The sequence below is a fragment of the Variovorax atrisoli 110B genome (assembly GCF_000382045.1).
GTDB classification, from domain to species: Bacteria; Pseudomonadota; Gammaproteobacteria; order Burkholderiales; family Burkholderiaceae_C; genus Variovorax; species Variovorax atrisoli.
The window spans coordinates 1,446,611-1,465,311 of the sequence record NZ_KB907450.1 but is presented as its reverse complement, the minus strand read 5'-3'; the positions used below and the strand labels follow the sequence as shown (position 1 = coordinate 1,465,311).

General features: G+C 68.8%; 17 protein-coding genes and 1 riboswitch. Of the genes, 13 read left to right on the top strand and 4 right to left on the bottom strand.

Annotated features, from left to right (window positions below):
* Positions 1-202: 202 nt before the first annotated feature.
* Positions 203-1,117: a LysR family transcriptional regulator gene (locus G369_RS0106935; protein WP_026346246.1), complete on the bottom strand. Its 915-nt coding sequence runs from the start codon at positions 1,115-1,117 to the stop codon at positions 203-205.
* A gap of 184 nt (positions 1,118-1,301) precedes the next feature.
* On the opposite strand from G369_RS0106935, the gene G369_RS0106930 reads away from it, so the two are divergent.
* The 5 genes from G369_RS0106930 to G369_RS0106910 are packed head-to-tail and all read left to right on the top strand — an operon-like array spanning position 1,302 to position 6,290.
* Complete coding sequence (locus G369_RS0106930; protein ID WP_019653260.1) at positions 1,302-2,276, top strand: tripartite tricarboxylate transporter substrate binding protein; 975 nt, start codon at positions 1,302-1,304, stop codon at positions 2,274-2,276.
* A gap of 15 nt (positions 2,277-2,291) precedes the next feature.
* Positions 2,292-3,188: an HTD2 family dehydratase gene (locus G369_RS0106925; RefSeq protein WP_019653259.1), complete on the top strand. Its 897-nt coding sequence runs from the start codon at positions 2,292-2,294 to the stop codon at positions 3,186-3,188.
* 18 nt (positions 3,189-3,206) lie between these two features.
* The gene (locus G369_RS0106920; RefSeq protein WP_019653258.1) at positions 3,207-4,388 is read left to right on the top strand and encodes a CaiB/BaiF CoA transferase family protein; all 1,182 of its coding nucleotides are present in this window, start codon (positions 3,207-3,209) and stop codon (positions 4,386-4,388) included.
* Positions 4,385-5,236: an HpcH/HpaI aldolase/citrate lyase family protein gene (locus G369_RS0106915; RefSeq protein WP_019653257.1), complete on the top strand. Its 852-nt coding sequence runs from the start codon at positions 4,385-4,387 to the stop codon at positions 5,234-5,236. The genes G369_RS0106920 and G369_RS0106915 overlap by 4 nt, the downstream gene beginning before the upstream one ends.
* 49 nt (positions 5,237-5,285) lie before the next feature.
* Positions 5,286-6,290 carry a tripartite tricarboxylate transporter substrate-binding protein gene (locus G369_RS0106910; RefSeq protein WP_019653256.1) on the top strand — a complete coding sequence of 335 codons (1,005 nt, stop codon included), beginning with the start codon at positions 5,286-5,288 and terminating at the stop codon, positions 6,288-6,290.
* Between the two features lie 6 nt (positions 6,291-6,296).
* Here the strand turns inward: G369_RS0106910 and G369_RS0106905 are convergent, their stop codons facing one another.
* Entirely contained in the window at positions 6,297-6,809 is a 513-nt protein-coding gene (locus tag G369_RS0106905) for a CinA family protein (protein ID WP_019653255.1), read from the bottom strand.
* Positions 6,806-7,453: a DJ-1/PfpI family protein gene (locus tag G369_RS0106900; RefSeq protein ID WP_019653254.1), complete on the bottom strand. Its 648-nt coding sequence runs from the start codon at positions 7,451-7,453 to the stop codon at positions 6,806-6,808. The genes G369_RS0106905 and G369_RS0106900 overlap by 4 nt, the downstream gene beginning before the upstream one ends.
* Positions 7,454-7,657: 204 nt before the next feature.
* Here G369_RS0106900 and phbB point away from each other — a divergent pair, with 204 nt between their 5' ends.
* From phbB to G369_RS0106885, 3 genes are all read left to right on the top strand, one after another.
* A complete protein-coding gene (phbB, locus tag G369_RS0106895; protein WP_019653253.1) occupies positions 7,658-8,395 on the top strand; it encodes an acetoacetyl-CoA reductase in 738 nt (245 codons plus the stop codon).
* 125 nt (positions 8,396-8,520) lie between these two features.
* A complete protein-coding gene (locus G369_RS0106890) occupies positions 8,521-9,864 on the top strand; it encodes a dicarboxylate/amino acid:cation symporter (protein WP_019653252.1) in 1,344 nt (447 codons plus the stop codon).
* A gap of 62 nt (positions 9,865-9,926) precedes the next feature.
* Positions 9,927-11,639 (top strand): cation:proton antiporter domain-containing protein, encoded by a 1,713-nt coding sequence (locus G369_RS0106885; RefSeq protein ID WP_026346245.1) that lies wholly within the window; start codon positions 9,927-9,929, stop codon positions 11,637-11,639.
* Between the two features lie 41 nt (positions 11,640-11,680).
* On the opposite strand, the gene G369_RS0106880 is transcribed toward G369_RS0106885, so the two are convergent.
* A complete protein-coding gene (locus G369_RS0106880; protein WP_019653250.1) occupies positions 11,681-12,085 on the bottom strand; it encodes a hypothetical protein in 405 nt (134 codons plus the stop codon).
* A 154-nt stretch (positions 12,086-12,239) separates the two neighbouring features.
* Here G369_RS0106880 and G369_RS0106875 point away from each other — a divergent pair, with 154 nt between their 5' ends.
* The 5 genes from G369_RS0106875 (at position 12,240) to cobW (ending at position 18,691) form a co-directional block, all read left to right on the top strand.
* Positions 12,240-12,464 carry a hypothetical protein gene (locus G369_RS0106875; protein ID WP_038114136.1) on the top strand — a complete coding sequence of 75 codons (225 nt, stop codon included), beginning with the start codon at positions 12,240-12,242 and terminating at the stop codon, positions 12,462-12,464.
* Between the two features lie 77 nt (positions 12,465-12,541).
* Positions 12,542-12,840: riboswitch (cobalamin riboswitch) on the top strand.
* 132 nt (positions 12,841-12,972) lie between these two features.
* Positions 12,973-15,174: a TonB-dependent receptor gene (locus G369_RS0106870; RefSeq protein ID WP_019653248.1), complete on the top strand. Its 2,202-nt coding sequence runs from the start codon at positions 12,973-12,975 to the stop codon at positions 15,172-15,174.
* A 25-nt stretch (positions 15,175-15,199) separates the two neighbouring features.
* Positions 15,200-16,738: a PepSY domain-containing protein gene (locus tag G369_RS0106865; RefSeq protein WP_019653247.1), complete on the top strand. Its 1,539-nt coding sequence runs from the start codon at positions 15,200-15,202 to the stop codon at positions 16,736-16,738.
* Positions 16,739-16,811: 73 nt separating this feature from the next.
* Entirely contained in the window at positions 16,812-17,489 is a 678-nt protein-coding gene (locus G369_RS0106860; RefSeq protein ID WP_019653246.1) for an energy-coupling factor ABC transporter permease, read from the top strand.
* A gap of 134 nt (positions 17,490-17,623) precedes the next feature.
* A complete protein-coding gene (gene cobW, locus G369_RS0106855; RefSeq protein ID WP_019653245.1) occupies positions 17,624-18,691 on the top strand; it encodes a cobalamin biosynthesis protein CobW in 1,068 nt (355 codons plus the stop codon).
* The last annotated feature ends 10 nt before the right edge of the window (positions 18,692-18,701 follow it).

Below are 18,701 nucleotides of genomic sequence, written 5' to 3'. Positions count from 1 at the left end.
TGGACGAGGCGGTTTTGGCGGCCAGAGTTGTACACCGCCCAAAAATTGAGCAAACTAAGGAATACCCTTGTAAAACAACGACTTGCATTCGTTTTACAAGGCTCCTCATGAGTTACCCCCAAAGTTGCCCACAGAAAATGGGGACGGGAGCGAGTTGTTCAGCAATCGCATGCAAGTTGCTGTTTTTGCGTGCTGGCAGCAGTCAGGTTGGCGAAGAGGCCTGCTGTTCGGCGTAGTGGCGGCATAGCGTGTCGACCAGCGCCTGTGCGTAGATCGGCAGCGCTGCGCGGTCGCGCACGAGCAGGTAGCGCTCCCGCACGCACCAGGCGTCGTCGAGGTCGATCAGCGCGAGCTGCATGCTTTCCTGGTTGCGCCGGGCAGCCGATTCGGGCACGACGCCGATGCCCACGCCGTTGCCGATCATCCGGCACATGGCGTCGAAGCTTCCGAGCTGGATGCGCAGCTTCTGCCGCTTGCCCAGGTTGTCGGTGATCTGCGAGAGAAAGGTCTGCAGCGTGCTGCCTTGCTGCATGCCGATCGCGTCTTCGTCCAGCGTCTCGGCGAAGGAAATCTTCTTGCGCTTCGCGAAGCGGTGCTTGCGCGAGGTGGCGAGCACCAGCCGGTCGGTGCTGAAGTGGATGGCCTCCAGCCCCAGCGTGTCGACGCGGCCGGCGACGATGCCGATGTCGGCGCGGCCGTCGAGCACGCCGCGCGGAATCTGAGCATTCGGTTTTTCCTGAAGGTCGACGTTGATGCGCGGGTTGTGCGCCAGGAAGCCCGGCAGGATCTCGGGCAGGAAGTCGGTCACTGCGGTGGTGTTGGCGAACACGCGCAGGTGGCCGCGCAGGCCGCCGCCGTACTCCAGCAGGTCGGCGCGCAGTTGCTCCGTCTGGTGCAGCACGAGGCGCGCGTGGTGCAGGAAGGCTTCGCCCGGCGGCAGCAGCCGCACGCCTCGGGCCTCGCGCTGCAGCAGCTGCAGCCCGGCCTGAGTTTCGAGCGCCTTGATGCGCGCGCTTGCCGCCGCGAGCGACAGGTGCTGGCGCTCGGCGGCCCGCGTGAGGCTGCCGAGTTCGGCCGTGGCGACGAAGAGGCGCAGGTCGGTAAGGTCGAAGAGCATGCAGCGATGGTAGGCGCCAGCATGCCGCCAGCCTTCGGCATTGCAGAAGGCTGGGTTCCGAAATCGCAGATTGCGCGCGAGGGTGGGGCGCCCGACCATGCGGGCCATGGAGACAACACGACACCAACGAAACCTGCCGGTGGCCAGCGGATTGAAAGTCCGTCGCCCTGCTGCCGGCACAAGATTGCGCGCATTGGCCCTGGTCGCACTGACCGCCGCGGCCGCTCTGGTCCAGTCCGGCCCGGCGAATGCGGACGCATACCCCTCTCGCCCCGTCACGCTCGTCGTGCCCCAGGCCGCTGGCGGCACCAACGACATCGTCGGCCGGCTCGTCGGCCAGAAGCTCGGCGAGGTGATGAACAACGCCAGCGTGGTGGTCGACAACCGCCCCGGCGCGGGCGGCAACATCGGCACGCAGCTCGTGGCCAAGGGCCCGAAGGACGGCTACACGCTGCTCATGACCATCAGCAGCAGCCAGGCGATCAACCCGGCGCTCTACAGGAACCCGGGCTTCGACCCCGAGCGCGACTTCAAGCCCGTGGGGCTCATCGGCTCGGTGCCCAACGTGCTGCTGGTCAACCCCTCGTTCCCGGCGAAGAACTTCGCCGAGTTCCTGAAGCTCGCGCGGGCGAAGGGCGCGAACTACCAGTACGCCTCGGCCGGCAACGGCACGCTCAACCACCTGCTCGGCGAAATGCTCAACAGCATGGCCGGCATCTCGATGCAGCACGTGCCCTACAAGGGCGTGGCGCCCGCTCTCAACGACGTGCTGGGCGGGCAGCTGCCGATCGTGTTCGCGAGCCTGCCTTCGGCGCTGCCGCACATCAAGGCCGGCAAGCTGCGCGCGCTGGCCGTCAGCGGCGAGAAGCGCTCGCCCGTGCTGCCCGACGTGCCCGCCATCGCCGAGGCCGTGCCCGGCTACAACGGCACGCTGTGGATCGGCCTGTTCGCCCCCGCGGGCGTGCCGCCCGACGTGCTCGCCACGCTGCAGGACGCCACGCGCAAGGCGCTGGCCTCGAAGGACCTGCGCGACAAGCTCGACCAGCAGGGCGTGGAGATCGCCGCGCCGACCACCCCCGAACAGTTCGCGGCGCTGCTGCACGACGATCTCGCCAAGTGGGCGCGGATCGTCAAGGCCTCCGGCGCCGCGGTCGACTGAACGACGAAGAGACCCATGAGCAACGACACACAGACTCCATCTCCCACCATCGACAGCGAGGCGCTGGCCAGGCTGCAGGCCTGGCAGGGCCGCAGCGAAACGCTGGCCGACGACGTCACCGCCGCGCCGGTGCGCGCGCTCGCCGCCACGCTCGACCGCGACGACCCGCCGCCGCAGGCCGGCACCCGCCTGCCCGAGCTGTGGCACTGGCTCTACTTCCTGCCGCACCACCGCCAGTCGGAGATCGGCGAGGACGGCCACGCCAGGCGCGGCGGCTTCCTGCCGCCGGTGCCGCTGCCGCGCCGCATGTGGGCGGGCGGGCGGCTCGCATGGGAGCCGGGCAATCCGCTGCAGGTGGGTGACAAGGCGGAGCGCACCTCGCGCATCGTCTCGGTCACGCACAAGTCGGGCCGCACCGGCGAACTCGTGTTCGTGCTGGTGCGCCACGAGGTGCGCAACGAACGCGGCCTTGCGCTCACCGAGGAGCACGACATCGTCTACCGCGCCGCCGCCCAGCCGGGCGAGGCCGGCCCGCCACCCACGCCCGCCCCGAAGGACGCCGCCTTCAGCCGCGACATCGCGCCCGACGACGTGCTGCTCTTTCGCTACTCGGCACTCACCTTCAACGGCCACCGCATCCACTACGACCGCCGCTACGTCACGCAGGTCGAGGGCTATCCGGGCCTGATCGTGCACGGCCCGCTGATCGCGACGCTGCTGGTCGACCTGCTGCGCCGCAACGTGCCGGGCGCGCAGCTCGCGCGCTTCGAGTTCCGCGCGGTGCGCCCGACCTTCGACATCGCGCCGTTCCGCGTGCACGGCAAGCCGGGCGCCGATGGAAAGACGTTCGATCTGTGGGGCGAGGACGCCGACGGCTGGCTCACCATGCAGGCCACGGCCGTGCTGGCCTGAGCGGGGAGGGAAGAACACATGACAAGACCCCTGGACGGCATCACCGTCATCTCGCTCGAGCACGCCATCGCCGCGCCGTTCTGCACGCGGCAACTCGCCGACCTCGGTGCGCGCGTCATCAAGGTGGAGCGCCCCGGAGCGGGCGACTTCGCGCGCGCCTACGACGCCCGCGTGGCCGGCGAGGCCTCGCACTTCGTGTGGGTGAACCGCTCGAAGGAAAGCCTCACGCTCGACCTCAAGCAGCCCGCCGCGCTGGCGGTGCTGCAGGAGCTGTTGTCCGATGCCGACGTGCTGGTGCAGAACCTCGCGCCCGGCGCCGCCGCGCGCATGGGGCTGGGCGCGCAGGCCCTGCACGAAAGGCACCCGAGGCTCATCGTCTGCGACATCTCGGGCTACGGCGAGGACGGCCCGTACCGCGACAAGAAGGCCTACGACCTGCTGATCCAGAGCGAGGCCGGCTTTCTTTCGGTGACGGGCACGCCCGAGGAGCCCTGCAAGTCGGGCAACTCCATCGCCGACATCGCGGCCGGCATGTATGCGTACACCGGCATCCTTGCGGCGCTGCTCCAGCGCGGAAAGACGGGCAGGGGCTCGCACATCGACGTGTCGATGCTTGAGGCGCTGGCCGAGTGGATGGGCTACCCGATGTACTACGCCTACGACGGCGCTCCACCGCCGCCGCGCAGCGCCGCCTCGCACGCGACCATCTATCCCTACGGTCCTTTCCCCGCGGGTGACGGCGGCACCGTGATGCTGGGCCTGCAGAACGAGCGCGAATGGCGCACCTTCTGCGAGAAGGTGCTGCTGCAGACAGCGCTGGCCGCCGACCCTCGCTTCGACAGCAACGCGCGGCGCAACGAGAACCGCGAGATGCTGCGCGCCATCATCCTCGAGACCTTCGGCGCGCTGACGACGGCGCAGGTGCTCGAGCGGCTCGACACCGCGCAGATCGCCAACGCCCGCATGAACGACATGGCCGGCCTGTGGGCCCATCCCCAATTGCAGGCGCGCGAGCGCTGGCGTCAGGTGGGCTCGCCGGCGGGCGACATACCGGCCCTGCTGCCGGCGGGTCGCCAGAGCGCCTTCGACTACCGCATGGACCCGATCCCGGCGGTAGGCGAGCACACCGACGCCATCCTGCGCAGCCTCGGGCGCAGCGAGGCGGACATCGCGGCGCTGCGCGAGGCGGGCGCGGTGTGAGCGCGCCGCCTCTTTCGCTGGCACGCGCCTTTCTCTTCGTGCCCGCCGACCGGCCCGAGCGCCATGCGCGCGCGCTGGCCACCGGGGCGGGCGGCGTGATCGTCGACCTCGAAGACGCCGTCGCGCCCGAGCGCAAGGTTCAAGCGCGCGAGCAACTGGGTGCCGCGTTCGCCGCGCTGCCCGCCGAAGAACGGCGACGTCTGCTGGTGCGCATCAACGCCGCCGGCACGCCGTGGCATGACGACGACTGCGCGCAGGTCGGAGCGCTCGCCGCCCAGGGGCTGATCGCCGGCATCGTGCTGCCGAAGGCGGAACGGGCGGCCGACCTGTCGCGGCTGGCGACGGCGGCAGGCCCCTCGGCCGTGCTGGTGCCGCTGATCGAATCGGCCGCCGGCCTCGCCGCGGTCGACGAACTCGCCGCCGGCCCGCAGGTGCTGCGCCTGGCCTTCGGCAACCTCGATTTCCAGGCCGACCTGGGCCTGGCCTGCGATGCCGACGAGGCCGAACTGGTGCCCGTGCGCCTCGCACTGCTGCTGGCCTCGCGCCGCGCCGGCCTTGCCGCGCCCATCGACGGCGTGACCCCCGACTGGCGCGACGCCCCCCGGCTGGCAGCGGACACCGCGCGCGCCCGGCGCGGCGGCTTCGGCGCCAAGCTGTGCATCCACCCCGACCAGGTCGCGCCGGTGCATGCGGCGCTCGGCCCCTCGGCGCAGGAACTGGCATGGGCCCGCCGCGTGGTCGCGGCCATCCGCGAGGCCGGCGGCGGCGTCGTCAGCCTCGACGGGCGCATGGTCGATGCCCCGGTGGTGCGGCTGGCCGAGCGCCTGCTCGCACTCGAACACACCTGACGAACACACCTGACGAACGGACCAGAGAACAACCAAAGGAGACAAGAAAGTGAAAGCAACCAGAAACTGGAAACTGAAGACCCTGATCGCCGCCTCCGCTGGCGCCTGCCTGCTCGCCTTCCAGGCGCCGGCTTCGGCGCAGGCGGCATGGCCCGACAAGCCGGTGACGATGGTCGTGCCGTACTCGGCCGGCGGACCGACCGACGTGGTGGCGCGCATGCTGGCCATTCCCATGGGCAAGTCGCTGGGCCAGGCTGTGATCGTGGAGAACACCGTGGGCGCGGGCGGCACCATCGCACCCGCGCGGGTCGCGAAGGCGGCGCCCAACGGCTACACCATCCTGATCCACCACATGGGCATGGCCACCGCGCCCGCGCTCTACAAGAAGCTCAACTACGACCCGCTCAAGGACTTCGAGTACGTCGGCCAGGTGCTCGACGTGCCGATGACGCTGCTGTCGCGCAAGGACTTCCCGGCCAACAACTACCAGGAGCTGCTGGCCTACGTGAAGGCCAACAAGGACAAGGTGACGCTGGCCAACGCGGGCGTGGGCGCGGTGTCGCAGCTGTGCGGGCTGCTGTTCATGAACCAGATCGGTGTGCAGCTGACCACCGTGCCCTACAAGGGGGCGGGGCCGGCGCTCAACGACCTGATGGGCGGGCAGGTCGACCTGCTGTGCGACCAGACCACGCAGACCGCGCCCGTCATCAAGGACGGCAACCGGGTGAAGGTGTTCGGCGTGACCACGCCGCAGCGGCTGTCGAGCCTGCCGAACATCCCGACGCTGGACGAGCAGGGCCTCAAGGGCTTCGACGTGCGCGTGTGGCACGGCATCTATGCGCCCAAGGGCACGCCGCCCGCGGTGATCGAGAAGCTCAACGCCGCCCTGCGTGCCGGGCTGCAGGACGACATGGTGAAGAACCGCCTGGCCGAACTCAGCTCGGAGATCGTGCCGGTGGAGAAGCAGACGCCCGAGAGCCTTCGCTCGCACCTCGCTGCGGAGGTGGCCAAGTGGGGCAAGGTGATCCGCGCGGCGGGCGTGCAGGCGGACTGAGGTTCTTCAGTCGACCGACCGGGCGCGCAGTGTTTCGTCGAACAGCGCGAGCAGGTGCCGCGCGAACAGGTCCATGTTCGCGGGGCGGTCGGCATTGCCGGTCTCGACGGTGCGGCTCACGGTGACGGGGCCGACGATCGCCAGGCATACCCGCCCGGGCACGTCGCCGTAAGGGCTGGGCGAGGGGCCGGCCGCTCCGCTTTCGGCGATGCCCCAGGTCGAGTGGTGGGTGTCGCGCACCCGGCCCGCGACGAGCCGGGCGTAGGGCTCGGTCTCGCCGCGCAGGCCGGCCATGTCTTCGGCGGTCAGGTTCAGCAGCGCGCGGCCCGCGCGCCTCGAATAGACGACCGCACCGCCCTTGAAGTAGGCCGAGGCGCCCGCGATGGCGAGCAGGGCGGCAGACACCAGTCCGCCTGCCGAGGACTCGACCACCGCCACGGTCCGCCCCCGCGCGCGCAGCGCTTCGCCCACCCGTGCAGCGAGTACCGGCAGCGGCTCGGGCAAGGAGGGCGCGTTCATCGGGCCTGGAAGCGGGGACCGGGCCGCTTCACATAGGCCGGCGCGCGCTCGTGGCTGGCGGTGCTTCCGTAGATGGTGTCCGCGGGGTAGTACTCGGACTGCAGCTGTACCTTGGCGGCGGCTTCCTCGCCCGCGGTGTGGGCGATGTAGGCCAGCATCAGGTCGGTACCGGCCGATACCCCGGCCGAGGTCCAGACGTTGCCGTCCTGCACGCAGCGCTGCTCCACCACCTTCACGTCGCCCAGCGCGCGCAGGCGGTCGAGCGACCCCCAGTGGGTGGTGGCGGTCTTGCCCGAGAGCAGGCCGGCCGCGTGCAGCACGAAGGCGCCGGTGCATACGGACATCAGCGTGGTGCATCCGGGCGCCTGGTCGGCGAGGAAGCGGGTCATGACGACGTTGTCGACCTCGCGGCGCGTGCCCATGCCGCCGGGGACGAGCAGGCAGTCGAGCTGGGGGCAGTCGGCGAAGGAGACGTGGGGGTTGATCGACAGGCCCTTGGCGCAGACCACCGGCTCGCGCTTCTCGGCCACGATCAGGCAATGCTCGGGACCGCCGGCCAGCTTGCTCCACATGGTGAGCATCTCCCAGGGGCCGACGAAGTCGAGTTCCTCGACGTCGGGGAAGACGATGATCCCGAAATTCATACTTTGGAACTCCTTGGGTGATTGGCTCGTGCGGACACGCACGGATGAGAGGATAGAGGCTGAGCACGGAGGCCGCTTCGTGACAATCTTCGTGACAGCTGGTTGCAAGCCTGGCTCAGTGTTTTCCTGAGAGGGGCCATGGCTTGAAACTCGCTAGAGTGAAGGCGGCCGTTCAGGCTTTTGCCATTACACAAAGGAAATCTCATGAGCAAGAAAGTTGCATATGTCACTGGAGGCATGGGTGGCATCGGAACAGCCATCTGCCAGCGTCTGTACAAGGACGGGTTCACCGTGGTCGCAGGTTGCGGCCCCACGCGCGACTACGCCAAATGGCTGGCCGAACAGAAAGCCGCAGGCTTCGAGTTCCATGCGTCGGTCGGCAATGTCGGCGACTGGCAATCCACCGTCGAAGCCTTCTCCGCCGCCAAGGCCGCGCACGGCCCGATCGACGTGCTGGTCAACAACGCCGGCATCACCCGGGACCGCATGTTCCTCAAGATGACCCCCGAGGACTGGAGCGCGGTGATCGAGACCAACCTCAACAGCATGTTCAACGTCACCAAGCAGGTGGTGGGCGACATGGTTGAAAAGGGCTGGGGCCGAATCATCAACATCAGCTCGGTCAACGGCGCCAAGGGCCAGGCCGGCCAGACCAACTACTCGGCGGCCAAGGCCGGCATGCACGGCTTCACCATGGCGCTGGCCCAGGAGCTCGCCAGCAAGGGCGTGACGGTCAACACCGTGAGCCCGGGCTACATCGGCACCGACATGGTCAAGGCCATCCGCCAGGAAGTGCTCGACAAGATCGTGGCGACCATCCCGGTCAAGCGCCTGGGCGAACCCAGCGAGATCGCCTCGATCATCTCGTGGCTGGCCACCGACGAAGGCGGCTACAGCACGGGGGCCGACTTCTCCGTCAACGGCGGCCTGCACATGCATTAAGCATGCTGACTTACACCTGATCGACAAGACCCGCTTCGGCGGGTCTTTTCATTTCGACGATGCGGGTTCCACGGATAGAAAACCGCGGATGCGCGTCCTACAGTTTTCAACCCCCGGAGGCAAACATGGAAAGCACAACAAGCACATCCGCCAGAAAGCTCCCGCTGTACCGCTCGCTCTACGTGCAGGTGATCACCGCCGTGATCATCGGCGTGCTGCTCGGCCACTTCTATCCGGCCGCGGGCGAGGCGATGAAGCCGCTGGGCGACGGCTTCATCAAGCTGATCAAGATGATCATCGCGCCGATCATCTTCTGCACGGTGGTGGTGGGCATCGCCGGCATGGAGGACATGAAGAAGGTCGGCAAGACCGGCGGCCTCGCGCTGCTGTATTTCGAGATCGTCAGCAGCATCGCGCTCGTCGTGGGCCTGGTGCTGGTGAACGTGCTCAAGCCCGGCGCGGGCATGAACGTCGACCCGGCCACGCTCGACACCAAGGGCATCGCGGCCTATACCGGCCCGGGCAAGATGACCGGCACGGTCGACTTCATCATGAACATCATCCCGAACACCATCGTGGATGCCTTCGCCAAGGGCGAGATCCTGCAGGTGCTGCTCATCGCGGTGTTGTTCGGCTTCGCGCTGCACCGTTTCGGGGGGCGCGGCACGCTGGTGTTCGACGTGATCGAGAAGGGCTCGCACGTGCTCTTCGGCATCGTCAACTACATCATGAAGCTGGCGCCCATCGGCGCCTTCGGCGCCATGGCCTTCACCATCGGCAAGTACGGGCTGGGCAGCCTGTTCTCGCTGGGCAAGCTGATGGGCACCTTCTACCTGACCTGCCTGCTGTTCATCTTCGTGGTGCTCGGGCTCATCGCGCGCTTCCATGGGTTCAGCATCTGGAAGTTCATCAAGTACATCAAGGAAGAGCTGCTGATCGTGCTGGGCACCTCGTCGAGCGAGTCGGTGCTGCCGCGCATGATGGAGAAGATGGAGAACCTGGGCGCGAACAAGACCTGCGTGGGCCTCGTCATTCCGACCGGCTATTCCTTCAACCTCGACGGCACTTCCATCTACCTGACGATGGCGGCGGTGTTCATCGCGCAGGCCACCAATACGCCGATGACGCTCACTCAGGAGATCACGCTGCTGGCGGTGCTGCTGCTGACCTCGAAGGGCGCGGCGGGCGTCACGGGCAGCGGTTTCATCGTGCTGGCGGCGACGCTGTCGGCCGTGGGCCATGTGCCTGTGGCGGGGCTGGCGCTCATCCTCGGCATCGACCGATTCATGTCCGAGGCCCGTGCGCTGACCAACCTGATCGGCAACGGCGTCGCCACCATCGTGGTCGCCAAGTGGACCAACGAGCTCGACGAGGCCCGGCTGCAGGCCGGACTCAACAACGAGACCTGGGTGGAGGCGCAGGAGCCCGAGGCGCTCGATGCCGAGCGCAGCGGCAAGATGGCCGGCTGAGGCGGCACCGCGGATGGCCTGACGAACCAAAAGGCCGGGCATCGTTCCTGCAAAATGCAACGATGCCCCACAGCGTCTCCCTCATCAACACGATCGCCGCCGGCCTGGGGCTGGCGCTCATGCTTGGATTCCTGGCGGCGCGGCTGCGATTGCCGGCCTTGGTCGGCTACCTGCTGGCGGGCGTGATCATCGGCCCCTTCACCCCGGGCTTCGTGGCCGACGCGGGCATCGCGGCCCAGCTCGCCGAGATCGGCGTGATGCTGCTGATGTTCGGCGTGGGCCTTCATTTCTCCCTCGACGACCTGCTGGCGGTGCGCAAGATCGCGCTGCCAGGCGCGCTCGCGCAGATCGCGGTGGCGACGCTGCTGGGCGGAGGGCTGGCGATGTGGTGGGGCTGGAGCCCCGGTGCCGCGCTGGTGTTCGGGCTGGCGCTGTCGGTGGCGAGCACGGTCGTGCTGCTGCGCGCGCTCGAAAGCCTGGGCATCCTCGATTCGTTCACCGGGCGCATCGCGGTCGGCTGGCTCGTGGTGGAAGACCTCGCGATGGTGTTGGTGCTGGTGCTCCTGCCGCCGCTGGCGGGCACGCTGGGCGTGCAGGGCGCTGCAGGCGGAACCGGCAATGCCGACCCGCTGTGGCAGACGCTGGGCCTCACGATGCTGCAGGTGGGCGGCTTCGTGGCGTTGATGCTGGTGGTGGGGCGCCGGGTGTTCCCGTGGATCCTCTGGCAGGTCACGCGCACAGGCTCGCGCGAGCTGTTCACGCTGTGCGTGGTGGCGGCGGCCGTGAGCATCGCCTATGCGTCGGCGGCGCTCTTCGGAGTGTCGTTCGCGCTGGGTGCCTTCTTCGCGGGCATGGTCATGCGCGAGTCGCAGTTCGCCCATCGTGCGGCGCAGGAGTCATTGCCGCTGCGCGACGCCTTCGCGGTGCTGTTCTTCGTGTCGGTCGGCATGCTGTTCGACCCCTCTGTGCTGCTCGACCGGCCGCTGCAGGTGCTCGCCGTGGTGCTGGTGATCGTGCTGGGCAAGTCGCTGGCGGCCTGCGCACTGGTGCTGGTGTTCCGCTACCCGCTGGGCACGGCGCTCACGGTGAGCGCCAGCCTGGCGCAGATCGGCGAGTTCTCTTTCATCCTGGCCGGCCTGGGCGTGTCGCTTGGCCTGCTGCCGGCGGAAGGGCAGAGCCTGGTGCTGGCCGGGGCGCTGATTTCCATCGCCACCAATCCGCTGTGGTTCAGCCTGATCGCGCCGATGCAGAAATGGCTGCATGCGCATTCCTCGTTCGCGCGCGGTCTGGAGATGCGAGAAGACCCGCTGGCCGAACTGCCGATGACCACCGAGGCCAAGTACCTATCGCGGCAGGTGGTGCTGGTGGGCTACGGCCGGGTCGGGCGCCGCATCGCGGCCGAGCTCGACGCCAACGACATCCCCTACGTGGTGGCGGAGCAGAACCGCGAGCTGGTCGAGAAGCTGCGCGAGGCCGGCACGCCCGCCGTGTGGGGCGATGCGGCCGACCCGGCGGTGCTGATCCAGGCGCATATCGCCCGTGCGCGCGTGCTGGTCGTCGCCACGCCGGACGCGATGAACGTGCGCCAGATGATGGAGACGGCGCACACGCTCAACCCGGCGATCCAGACCGTCATCCGCAGCCACAACGAGCAGGAGGCTCGCCTGCTCACGCAGGAAACCTCGGCCACGGTGTTCCTCGGCGAGCATGAACTCGCCCAGGCGATGGCGAGGGACGTGGTCCAGCGCGCAGTGTCGATGGCCGTGCCGGCATGACCGGCGAAAACCCGAACGCGCGGGCTTGCGGTCCGGGCGCTTCAGAGGTCCTCGATCACCAGCGTGCGATAGCGCTGGGCGATGGAGTAGGGCACGGTGCGCACCACCTCCATCATCCGCTCGGCCGCGGCGCCGTCCTCGGTCCTGACGAGCAGCGCGGCGTGGCCTTCCTTCGCGAGCTTGGCATAGGCACGCACGGTGGCCGCATCGGTGCCGGCGGAGGGCAGTGGGTCGTCGGCGGTCGTCACCGTGGGCACGATCTCGCGCAGCACGGTCTCGGCCGGCATCAGGTAGATGTCGTCGCCGCTCATGCCTTTTTCGATCAGGCCGCGGCCGATGCGCTCGGCGTCCTTGGCGTCGGGGAACATCACCATCGAATAGCCGGTGGGATAAAAGGCGCCGCCGATGCTCGAGAGCATGCCCGGTTCAAGAGTGAAGTGCTTCATGCTGCCTCCTGAATCTTGTGTGGATCATCGGTCCGACGCTAGGCCGCCCTCTCAGGGCGCTCTGTAGGAGAACCCCGAAAGCACTGTCAACCGCGCGCCTGCCTTGCCTGTTCAATTCATGGCGCAGTCAGCAAGCAACGTCATCCTCATTTCCATGCCTTCGTCCAGGAACATCGCACTCACCGTCCACGAGCTGGAGACGGGCGAGTTCTATTGGGTGCTGATGGAGGCGGTGGACGGCGCCCCGGGCGATACCACCCACGTCTACGTGCCGCTGGAAGCCGCGCACGAACCCTATGCCACCTATTCGAATGCACTGGTCGCGGGCGTGGCGATGATGCGGCGGCTCTTCGGGCCCGACGGCAGGCCCGCACCCTGAGCCCGCGGGGCTCACGGGAGGCCCCTACCTATAATCCCGCCGTTCCGGTGGCGGCAGCCTCATCGACTGCCCGGCCGGACCACAACGGTTCGAAGGTGCCTCGCACGACATGCCATCCATGGCGGCGGGGTTAAACGGGAAGCAGGTGAACCCGCATCGTCGTTCTCCACGGAGATCGGCCGGCGCGGCGATTCCTGCGCTGCCCCCGCAACGGTCAGCGGATCTGGAACCCCTCGGGCTCGTGCCTCATCGATCGGCACGGGCAGCCACTGCGCTTCGGCGTGGGAAGGCGAGGGTTTCCGCCGCGGCGTGACTCTCGCAGATCACGCCGCGGCGCTCCGCAAGCCCGGATACCGGCCTTCGCAACCGCCTTCGGACGCTGCGGGAGTGCGTGTCCGGGCCAGCCGCCTACCGCGCCCGCCGCGGGCCGCCGCAGCCCCTTCGCCTCTTCCGCCGCGCCCTTCATAGGTCAGGAGCCTGCGGGGACGCAGGCCGGAGGAGAGATTTCATGAGTCATGCATCGCCGAAGCGCGATCGCAGGGGCGCGTCGCCGAAGCGGCTGCGACGCCGGCCGCGCTTTTCGGGTCTTTCGAGCCTTTCCGGCATTTCGCTGGGCTGGGGCCTCGCCCTGGGACCATGCGCGGCAGTCTTCGCGCAGGCCTCCGACGGCCAGACGCTCAGGGCGATTCAGGTGGATGCCCAGCGCCACACGCCCATGGCCATCGACGAGCCCACGCAGACCGGCAGCCGTCTCGGCCTCACGCCGCTCGAAACGCCGGCCAGCGTCGAGGTGCTGACGGGCGACACCATCCGTGCGCGCGGCGACGTCTCGGTGGTCGACGCCGTCACCCGCGCCACCGGCATCACCGGCTCGCCCGGTCCCGGCAACGGCGGCACCGCGCTGGTGGCGCGCGGCTTCCTCGGTCACGGTTCGGTGATGCAGCTCTTCGACGGCACGCGCCTCTACGCGGGCGCGGGCACCGTCACCTTTCCCTTCGACACCTGGTCGGCCGACCGCATCGAGGTGCTGCGCGGCGCGGCCTCGGTGATGTACGGCGAAGGCGCCATCGGCGGCGCGATCAACGTGGTGCCCAGGAAGCCCACGCGCGGCCCGATCCGCAATGAAGCGCTGGTCACGCTGGGCTCCGACGCCACGCGGCAGGTGGCCTTCGGCAGCGGCGGGGCGATCGACGAGAGGCTTTCGTACCGCTTCGACATCAGCCAGCGCAACACCGACGGCTTCATGCAGCGCGGCGAGGCCGAAAGCCTCGCCGTGAGCGCCGCGGTGCGGCTGGACGTGTCGCCGCAGCTGCAGTTCACGCTCTCCCACGACGAGGGCCGCCAGTCGCCGCAGCGCTACTACGGCGTGCCGCTGATCGACGGCCGCCTCAGCAGCCAGACGCTGCGCCAGAACTACGACGTGGACGACGCCGAGATCAAGTACCGCGACAAGTGGACCCGCCTCGACACCCTGTGGACGCCCAGCGACGCCGTGACGGTGCGCAACCAGCTCTACCGGCTGGAGAGCAAACGCCACTGGCGCAACAGCGAGACCTATACCTACAGCCCCGCCACCCGGCGCGTGACGCGCGGCGACTACCTGGAGATCGGCCACGACCAGGAGCAGATCGGCAATCGCACCGACGCCACCTTCAGGCACCGGCCGTTCGGCCTCGCCAACCAGGTGCTCGTGGGTTTCGACGTGAACCGCATCGACTTCACTCACACCAACGACTCGCCCTACGGCGGCCGATCGGTGGTCGATCCCTTCGTCTTCAGCCCCGGCTACTACGCGTCGCCCGTGGCCTACACGCCGCGCTACAGGACGAAGACCAGCACCTACGCCTTCTTCGCGGAGGACAGGCTGGCCTTCGACGAGCAGTGGTCGGTGGTGGGCAGCCTGCGCTGGGACCACGCGAAGGTCGCACGCACCGACCTGCAGAACGCCGCCAACAGCTTCGGCAAGACCTTCGAGTACGCCACCGGCCGGCTCGGCGTGGTCTACGCACCGGACGCCTCGCAGTCGTTCTACGCGCAGGTGGCGCGCGCGGCCGATCCCCTGGGCTCGCTGGTGACCACTTCGGCTTCGCAGGCGGCCTTCGACCTCAGCACGGGCAGGCAGTTCGAGGTCGGCTACAAGCGCCAGCTCGCTGACAACCGAGGCGCCTGGACCGTGGCCGCCTACCGCATCGACAAGAACAAGCTGCTGTCGCGCGACGCCATCGATCCGACCGTCACCCAGCAGGTCGGCAAGCAGTCTTCCGAAGGCATCGAGGCCACGCTCGACCTGGCGCTGAGCTCCACGCTGCGGCTGGAGGCGAATGCCACCAAGCTGCGCGCGCGCTACGACAACTTCAACGAACTGGTCGGCGGCAAGCTGGTCTCGCGCGCGGGCAACACGCCCACCGGCGTACCCGAGGAGGCCGCCAACCTCTGGCTCACCTGGCGCTTCCTGCCGCAGTGGGAGGCCGACGTCGGCCTGCGCTACGTGGGCCCGCGCCAGGTCGATGCGGCCAACTCGCGAAAGATCGGCTCGTACACGGTCGCCGATGCGGGCGTGAGCTGGCAGGCGAACCCCTCGCTCAGGCTCGCGCTGCGCGCCTACAACCTGGCTGATCGGCGCTATCCGGTGTCGTTCTCGAATGGCGGCAACCAGTGGCTGCTGGGGCGCCCGCGCTCCTTCGAGCTGTCGGCGCTGGTCAGCTTCTGAGAGGCCCGGGAGTCTGGTGGAACGCATGACCTCCGCATGGCGCCGCGCCTGGCCGCGCCTCCGGCACTGGCTTTATTGGACGCACCGGTGGCTGGGCATCGGCGGCTGCCTGCTGTTCGTCATGTGGTTCGTCTCGGGCGTGGTGATGATGTACGTGGGGTACCCGAACCTCACGGACGAGGAACGGCTCGCGGGGCTCTCGCCGCTGCGTTTCGACCGGGGGATGGTGTCGCCCTCGGCCGCGCTGGAAGCACTGCCCAAGGAGGCGAATGCGCAGCCGCCGCGGCGCATGGTGCTGGAGATGCAGGGCGGCACAGTCGCCGGCCCCGTCTGGCGCATCGTCGATGCGCGCGGCGGCCGGCATACGGTCTCGGCCCGAGACGGCCGCGTACCGGGCCCGGTCGATGCCGCGCAGGCCGAGGCCATCGCTCGCGATTTCTCCGGCCATGCCGGCGCCCGCTGGGCCGAGACCCTGGAGCGTGACCAGTGGACCGTGCCGCAGGGCCTGAACCCGCTGCGTCCGATGCACCGCATCGAAGTCGGCGACGCCGCGGGCACCGAGCTCTACGTGTCGCAGGTCAACGGCGAAGTGGTGCGCGACACCACGCGCTCCGAACGCTTCTGGAACTGGCTGGGCTCGGTGCCCCACTGGATCTACTTCACGCCGCTGCGCGCGGACCCGCCCCTGTGGCACGACGTGGTGGTGTGGCTGTCGGCGGCCTGCATCGTCTCGGCGGTGACGGGCATCGTCATCGGCATCCTCCGGGTGCGCCTGCGGCGGCGCTTCCGCAACGGGGCGGTCACGCCCTACAGCGGCTGGATGGCCTGGCACCACATCGCAGGGCTGGTCGGCGGCTTCTTCGTGCTGACCTGGATCGTCAGCGGCTGGCTGTCGATGAATCCCAATGGCTGGTTCCAGCGTGGAACGGGCGATGCGGCCGCGATGGCGAGCTACACGGGTGCCGGCAAGTCGCCGTTCCCGTGGCCGCCGGCATCGCTGCCGGCAGGCGAGGGTGCCGATGCGCCGCGCGAGGCCGCGCTGCTGTGGTTCGACGGCAGGCCGCTGCTGCAGCTGCGCGACGCGAGGGCGCGGGTGCGCGTGATCGATGCAGTCACCGGCGAACCGGCCACCGTCGCGAAGGACGACGTCCTGCGCGCCGCCGCCCGCCTGCGCCCCGGCTCGAACATCACCGAAGCGGTGCTCCAGACCCGCGAGGACTTCCACTGGTACGGCCACCACCGCGAGCGCGTTGTGCCCGTGTGGCGCCTGCAGTTCGACGACCCGGCGCGCAGCTGGATCTACATCGATCCTTCCAGCGGCCAGGTGGCCGGCAGCAGCGACGCCAGTTCGCGCCTGCGCCGCTGGCTCTTCAACGCGGCGCACAGCCTCGACTTCCCCTGGCTCATCCAGTACCGGCCGGCCTGGGATCTCGTGATGTGGCTGCTTTCCATCGTCGGCGCGGTGGCTTCGGCCAGCGGCGTCGTGATCGGCTGGCGGAGGCTGCGGCGAAAACCGAAGCCGGCGGCCGTGCCGGGCGCGCAGCCTGCGCTGCGGCGTTCATGATCGGGGCTTGCGCGAGCCTGCCCATCCACCAACAATCAACTTTCGCACCGCGGTGCATTTCAGGAGGTGCTCGATGCACATCGAACCAGGTCTAGTCGACGGATCCAAGATATTCCTCAGCTACGCGACGGCAGCCGCCGCGCTTGCCTACACCGGCAAGGTCGCGTTCCAGACGCTCATGAAGGACGGGCCCGCCGCACTGGTGCTGCGCTCCGCCATCGCCGTGGCGCTGGTGTTCTGCTTCTTCGAGGTGTTTCCGCACCACCCTGTGGGCGTGTCGGAGGTGCACCTGATCCTGGGCACCACGCTGCTGCTGGTCTTCGGCCTCGCGCCCGCCGCCATTGGCCTGGCGGGCGGCCTGCTGATCCAGGGCCTGTTCTTCGAGCCGCAGGACATCCCGCAATACGGCATGAACGTCACCACGCTGCTGGTGCCGCTGTTCGTCACTTCCGCGCTGGCGCGCCGCATCATCCCCGAGAAGCTGGCCTATGTGGACATCGGCTACCGCGAGGCTTTCAAGCTCTCGGTGGCCTACCAGGGCGGCATCGTGGTGTGGGTCGGCTTCTGGGCGCTGTACGGACGCGGCACCGGCATCGAGAACATGGGCCAGATCGCCAGCTTCGGCGCGGCCTACATGACGGTCGTGCTGGTCGAGCCGCTGGTCGACCTGGGCGTGCTGGCTGCTGCCAAGGCCTGGCGCCGGCTGCAGGGTTCCGTCTTCGTCGAGCGCCGCCTGTACGGCGGCGTCTGAGCGCTTCCCTTCGTCGCTTCCCCGGGGCCGGCCTCGGGGAGGCTGTCCGTTTCCATCGGTGGCGCCGGAATCATCCGGCGCCACTTTCGCCTTGCTGGTGCGCCCCGCTCGCGAGCGCCTGAAAGAATCCACCCATGACCCCAAGCAACGCCAAGATCCCCGTCACCATCGTCACGGGCTTCCTCGGCAGCGGCAAGACCACGCTGCTGCGCCACATCCTCGGCAACGCCGAAGGCCGCCGCATCGCGGTGATCGTCAACGAGTTCGGCGAGCTCGGCATCGACGGCGAGATCCTGCGCGGCTGCGGCATCGGCTGCGACGACGAAGGCAACGAGCGTGAAGGCGCGCTCTACGAGCTGGCCAACGGCTGCGTCTGCTGCACGGTGCAGGAGGAGTTCCTGCCGGTGATGCTGCAGCTGGCCGAGCGGCGCGGCGAACTCGACGCGGTGCTCATCGAGACCTCGGGCCTCGCGCTGCCCAAGCCGCTGGTGCAGGCCTTCCAGTGGCCGGACATCGCCAACATCTTCACCGTCGATTCGGTCGTCACCGTGGTCGACGGGCCGGCCGCCGCCTCGGGCCAGTTCGCCGAGAACCCGCAGGCGGTCGATGAAGCCCGCCGCGCCGATCCCAACCTCGACCACGAATCGCCGCTGCACGAGCTGTTCGAAGACCAGCTCTCGGCCGCCGACCTCGTGGTGCTCAACAAGACCGACCTGATGGACGACGCGGCGCGCGCCAAGGTCGAGGCGCTGGTGCGCGAGGAACTGCCGCCCGAGGTGAAGATCGTCGCCGCCAGCGAAGGCCGGCTGCCGCTCGCGCTGCTGCTGGGCCAGGGCCGCGCGGCCGAGGACACCATCCACCTGCGCGAGAGCCACCACGACCACGAGGAAGACCACGACCACGACGAGTTCGATTCGCTCGTGATCGAGCTGCCGCCCGTCGAGCGCGATGGCCTGCTGGCCGCGCTCGGCAGGCTGGTCGAGCAGCACACCATCTACCGCGTGAAGGGCTTCGTCGCCGTGCCGGGCAAGCCGATGCGTCTGCTGGTGCAGGGCGTGGGTCGCCGCTTCGACCACCACTTCGACCGCCGCTGGCGCGACGGCGAGGCGCAGCGCACGCGGCTGGTTTTCATCGGCGAAGACCTGGACGAAGGCGCGCTGCGCAAGGTGCTCGAAGAGGCGAGCGCCACCGCCACGGCCTGACGCCCCCCAG